General features: G+C 71.6%; 5 protein-coding genes and 3 tRNA genes. All 8 read left to right on the plus strand.

The window, feature by feature from the left end; translation table 11 throughout:
- The coding region (gene crtI, locus E1166_RS29255) for a phytoene desaturase family protein (RefSeq protein WP_132343076.1) at positions 1 to 1,402 on the plus strand (1,402 nt) is incomplete at its 5' end.
- Positions 1,399 to 2,004, plus strand: a complete 606-nt coding sequence (gene idi, locus E1166_RS29260) for an isopentenyl-diphosphate Delta-isomerase (RefSeq protein WP_132343077.1) — start codon at positions 1,399 to 1,401, stop codon at positions 2,002 to 2,004. The genes crtI and idi, both read left to right, overlap by 4 nt.
- Complete coding sequence (locus tag E1166_RS29265; RefSeq protein WP_132343078.1) at positions 1,994 to 2,929, plus strand: MerR family transcriptional regulator; 936 nt, start codon at positions 1,994 to 1,996, stop codon at positions 2,927 to 2,929. Before idi ends, E1166_RS29265 begins: the two co-directional genes overlap by 11 nt.
- Before the next feature lie 72 nt (positions 2,930 to 3,001).
- Positions 3,002 to 3,793: a polysaccharide deacetylase family protein gene (locus tag E1166_RS29270; protein WP_132343079.1), complete on the plus strand. Its 792-nt coding sequence runs from the start codon at positions 3,002 to 3,004 to the stop codon at positions 3,791 to 3,793.
- A 155-nt stretch (positions 3,794 to 3,948) separates the two neighbouring features.
- Positions 3,949 to 4,021, plus strand: a tRNA-Glu gene (locus E1166_RS29275).
- A gap of 34 nt (positions 4,022 to 4,055) precedes the next feature.
- Positions 4,056 to 4,132, plus strand: a tRNA-Asp gene (locus tag E1166_RS29280).
- A gap of 100 nt (positions 4,133 to 4,232) precedes the next feature.
- A tRNA-Phe gene (locus E1166_RS29285) sits at positions 4,233 to 4,306 on the plus strand.
- A gap of 150 nt (positions 4,307 to 4,456) precedes the next feature.
- Positions 4,457 to 4,969: an SRPBCC family protein gene (locus tag E1166_RS29290; RefSeq protein WP_132343080.1), complete on the plus strand. Its 513-nt coding sequence runs from the start codon at positions 4,457 to 4,459 to the stop codon at positions 4,967 to 4,969.
- Positions 4,970 to 5,232: the final 263 nt, after the last annotated feature.

The raw sequence follows: 5,232 nt of genomic DNA on the forward strand, positions 1-5,232 counted from the left end.
GGCCGGGCGGCTGAGCGTGGACGGGTACGAGTTCGACACCGGCCCCACCGTGCTCACCATGCCGGAGCTGATCGCCGAGGCCCTGGGGGCGGTCGGTGAGGAGCTGGACGACTGGCTGGACCTCATCCCGCTCGACCCGGCGTACCGGGCGCACTACCCGGACGGCTCGACGCTGGACGTGATCACCGACACCACCCGGATGGCCACCGAGATCTCCCGGGTCTGCGGCCCCCGCGAGGCCGACGGTTACCTGCGGTTCGTCGACTACGCGCGCAACCTGTGGCGCTGGGAACGGGCAGACTTCATCGACCGCAACCTGGACGCGCCGACCGACCTGCTCACTGCGAACCTGGTGCGACTGCTGGCCAACGGCGCATTCCGCCGACTTCAGACGAAGATCAACCAGTTCTTCTCCGATCCTCGTACCCAGCGGATCTTCTCCTTCCAGGCCATGTACGCCGGACTCGCACCACACGACGCGCTGGCCATCTACAGCGTCATCGCGTACCTCGACGCGGTGGCCGGGGTGTACTTCCCGCGCGGCGGCGTCCACGCGGTCGCCCGGGGCATGGCCGGTGCCGCCGAGAAGCACGGCGTCCAGTTTCGGTACGGGACCACGGTGGCCCGGGTGGAGACCACGAACGGCCGGGCCACCGGCGTGGTGACCGCCGACGGTGAACTGATCCCGGCCGACGTGGTGGTGCTCAACCCGGACCTGCCGGTCGCCTACCGTGACCTACTGCCCGAGGGTCGGGTCCGTCGGCTGACCTACTCGCCGTCCTGCGTGGTGCTGCACGTCGGATCGAGGCAGGGGTACGCCAGGATCGCCCACCACAACATCCACTTCGGGCGGTCCTGGCAGGGCACCTTCGACGAGGTGATCCGGCGCGGCGAGCTGATGACCGACCCGTCTCTGCTGGTCACGAACCCCAGCCGGACCGACCCCGCGGTCGCGCCTGCGGGCCGGCACACCTACTACGTGCTCGCGCCGGTGCCCAATCTGGAACGCGCCCCGTTCGACTGGCGCGGGGGACTCGACCGCCGCTACTCCGACCAACTCGTCCGGACGCTGGAGAAACGCGGGTACATCGGCTTCGCCGACGGTGTCGAGGTGCTCCGTACGGTCACCCCCGCCGACTGGGAGGAGCAGGGCATGGCCGCCGGCACCCCGTTCGCCGCCGCGCACACCTTCTTCCAGACCGGCCCCTTCCGCCCGTCAAACCTGCACCGGGGCCTGTCCAACGTGGTTTTCACCGGGTCCGGCACCCAGCCGGGAGTGGGCGTACCCATGGTGCTGATCTCCGGCAAGCTCGCCGCGAACCGCATCACCGGGGCCACCGGGGTCACCGGGCCGACGGTCTCCGCCGGCCCACCGCAGCCGGCAAGGAGGCAGGGTCGGTGAAGTCCCGGGAAGGGCACCTGGTCGAACTGGTCGACGACGGTGGCCGCGCACTGGGCGAGGCCACGGTAGCCGCGGCACACCAGGCACCGGGCCGGCTGCACCGCGCCTTCTCGGTGCTGCTGGTCGACCCGCAGGGGCGGGTGCTGCTCCAACAGCGGGCCGGGGTGAAGTCCCGGTTCCCGCGGCGCTGGGCCAACTCCTGCTGCGGTCATCCGAGGCCGGGCGAGTCGCTGGCCGAGGCCGCCAACCGGCGGCTGGGCGAGGAACTCGGCACCGGTCCGGTGACCCTGACCGAGGTCGGGGTCCACCTCTACCACGCCGAGGATCCGGCCACCGGCCGCGTCGAGTACGAGTACGACCACGTGCTGCGCGCCGACGTGCCGGCCGACCTGGCCCTGCTGCCGGACCCGGACGAGGTCTCCGCGCTGCGCTGGGTCGACCCGCTACGACTGCTGGCCGAGATCGACGCCGATCCGTGCCCGTACGCGCCCTGGCTGGGCGGGGTGGTGAACCGGCTGCTGCGGCCGGGTCACCCCGCCGACCCCACCCTTCCGTCCGGCGTACCGGCGGATGACGCTGGGGAGCGGCCGGGTGACCGGTGAGGGGCTGAGCGCCGGGACGGTGGCCCGCCGACTGGGTGTGGCGGTCACCACACTGCGTACCTGGCACCAGCGCTATGGCCTCGGTCCCAGCCAGCACGTCCCCGGCCATCACCGGCGCTACATGCCCTCGGATCTCGCCCGCCTGGAGGTCATGCGGCAGCTCACCGCCGAGGGAGTGGCTCCGGCCGAGGCGGCCCGTTGGGCGAAGCAGGGTCCGACGGCCGACGCCGGCGGGGAGGTGCGGCTACGCACGGCCCGCGACGGCGGCGGGCAGAGGATCCCGGTCGTGCGGGCCGGGCCGGCGGCCCGTGGCCTCGCCCGGGCCGCCGTACGGCTGGATTCGGTGACCATCAGCGAGACGATCGAGCAGGCGCTGGAGCGCAACGGTGTGGTCGCCACCTGGGACGGCCTGCTCCGGCCGGTGCTGGCCGCCATCGGCGAGCGGCACGCCGCCACCGCCGGACTGATCGAGGTGGAACACCTGATGTCCCGGTGCGTCTCCGAGGCGTTCGCGGCGGTGGCCCGCGCCGGCAAGGCCACCAGCCCGCCCCGGATCCTGCTCTCCTGCGCCGACGAGGAGCAGCACACCCTGCCGTTGGAGGCACTGGCCGCCGCGCTGGCGGAGGCGGGTGTGGCGTACCGGATGCTGGGGGCACGGGTGCCAATGGCAGCCCTGGTGGAGGCGGTCAACCGGACCGGCCCGGTGGCGGCGGTGATCTGGTCGCACACCACGGCCACCGCCGCTCCCGGGCAGCTCTCCACGCTACTCGCGCTGCCTCGCCGGCCGTTGCTGGTGCTGGCCGCCGGGCCGGGCTGGCGGGTCGACACGCTACCCAGCGGGGTGGTCCGCCCGGCGAACCTGGCCGAGGCGGTCTCCCTGGCGTTGGCCGTAAGCGATTCGTGGGACCAGCCCAGCGGAGAGTGACCGACCTGCCGGGTCCGCGATTCGTGAACTACCGTCGGGTCGGTCCTCGTACCCGAACCCCCCGGAGTGACGATGCGTGCACGTCGCGTGCTTCTCGCAGCCCTCGGTCTGGTCCTGCTCGTCGCTGGTTGCGGCGATGATCAACCGGCCGAGCGGCCACCAGGAGCAGCGACCCCGATCGTCCCGGCGTCACCGTCCGTACAGCCCGACCCGGCGCCCTCGCCGACCCGGACCAGCCGGCCCAAGCCGCGGCTGCGGCCGGAGCCGACCGCGCTCCCCGCGGGCCTGCGGCGCACCACCGGGGTACGCAGGGTCGCCCTGACCTTCGACGACGGCCCGGACCCGACCTGGACGCCGAAGGTGCTCGACCAGCTCCGGGCTGGCCGGGTGAAGGCCACCTTCTGCCTGGTCGGCACCGAGGTGCGGCAGCATCCCGAGCTGGTGCGGCGGATCGTGCGGGAGGGGCACCAGCTCTGCAACCACAGCTGGCGGCACGACTTCGAGCTCGGCCGCCGGCCCGTTGCCGAGATCCGGGCCGACCTGGTCCGCACCAACCAGGCGATCCGGGCGGCTGTCCCGGACGCCAGGGTGCCCTTCTACCGCCAGCCGGGCGGGAGGTGGACTCCAGAGGTGGTCGCGGTGGCGAAGCAGCTCGGCATGCGGTCGCTGCACTGGAGCGTCGATCCCCAGGACTGGGCGAAGCCCAAGGCCCCGGTGCTGGAGAAGCGGGTGTTGGGCGGGGTGCGCCCCGGCGCGATCGTGCTGATGCACGACGGTGGGGGCGACCGGAGCCGCACCCTGGCCGCCTGTCCGCGGGTGATCGCCGACCTGAACCGACGCTTCGGCATCGCCCCGCCCCGGTGACGACCGCCCTGAACTGCGGTTTCGCTGGCGGTTGTGCCCGTGGCCATACCGGTTTGGTCGACCGACGCGGCATGGCATATGCTTCTCATGCCTCCGGCGGGGCCGGATGGGAGCAAGTCCGCTTGACGTTGCGAGTGTGCAATGATGGCGGGGCCGCCCTCATCGTCTAGCGGCCCAGGACGCCGCCCTTTCAAGGCGGTAGCACGGGTTCGAATCCCGTTGGGGGCACGGTCCGGCTTCGGCCGGAGGCAACATCAAGCTAGGTCCTGTGGAGCAGTTGGAGTGCTCGCCGCCCTGTCAAGGCGGAGGTCGCGGGTTCAAGTCCCGTCAGGACCGCCAGCGCAGACGCCGCGTAGACCATTGCGCGGCGTTCCGCGTATCGGAGCAGCTACCCTGTCGGCGGAGATCCCGCTTTCGGGTAGCATGGTCCGAGCACCACGGCCAGGTAGCTCAGTTGGTACGAGCGTCCGACTGAAAATCGGAAGGTCGGCGGTTCGACCCCGCCCCTGGCCACATAGCCTTTCGCCGGGCTACAGCAGCGCCGACCAGCGGAAACGCCGGTCGGCGCTCTGCTTTGTCCCCGTCCGGAAGCCCATGGGCTGTCCGGAAGCGGGCATGCCACGAAGCTGCACACCGATGCATCAGCCGGTATGGTCCGGGCCTATGGGACAGAAGATGGCCGATGTCCGGCAGGACGTCGAGCGGTACGCGCTGCGCAGCACGCTCCTCGTCCCAGCCAGCGCGGAGCAGGCGTTCGCCGTGTTCACCGGGGCGCTGATCGACTGGTGGGTGCCCGAGTACACCTGGTCCGGCCCGGCGGCCCTGGCCGAACTGGGCATGGAGCCGCAGGCGGGCGGAATGCTCTACGAAATCGGTCCGTACGGCTTCCGGAGCGACTGGGGCCGGGTGGTCATCTGGGATCCGCCGAAGCGTCTGGTCTTCACCTGGCAGATCGGCCCGGACCGGGTGCCGGTGCCGGATCCGGCGCAGGCCAGCGAGGTCGAGGTGCTCTTCCTGCCGGACAGTTCGGGCGGCACCCGGGTCGAGGTCGAGCATCGCCACTTCGACCGGCACGGTGCCGCGGCCGAAGGTTACCGGCAGGCGCTCACCGCCGGCTGGCACGAGCTGCTGAGCCGCTACCTGCACACGCTGACCCGACACATCACCCCCGCCTGAGTCGGGTCGTCTCGTGGGACGACTCGTCCGGCGTGTCCGGATTTCCCTGCACGACCCGGCTATGGGCTCGGGGGCATAGCACCAGGCTCATCATCTTCGCGGGATAGTCCACTTCGCACGGTTCGTCGGTATGATCACCACGCTCGGCACCCCGAACGCAACGCAGGGTCCACCCATCCCTCTGGAGGCACCCCCATGGCATCCCCGGTCATCCGCCTGACGGTGGTCACGGCGGCGTTGTCCCTGCTCACCCTCGGCTCCCC

Origin of the sequence: Micromonospora sp. KC213, assembly GCF_004348325.1 — a bacterium.
Taxonomy (GTDB): domain Bacteria; phylum Actinomycetota; class Actinomycetes; order Mycobacteriales; family Micromonosporaceae; genus Micromonospora.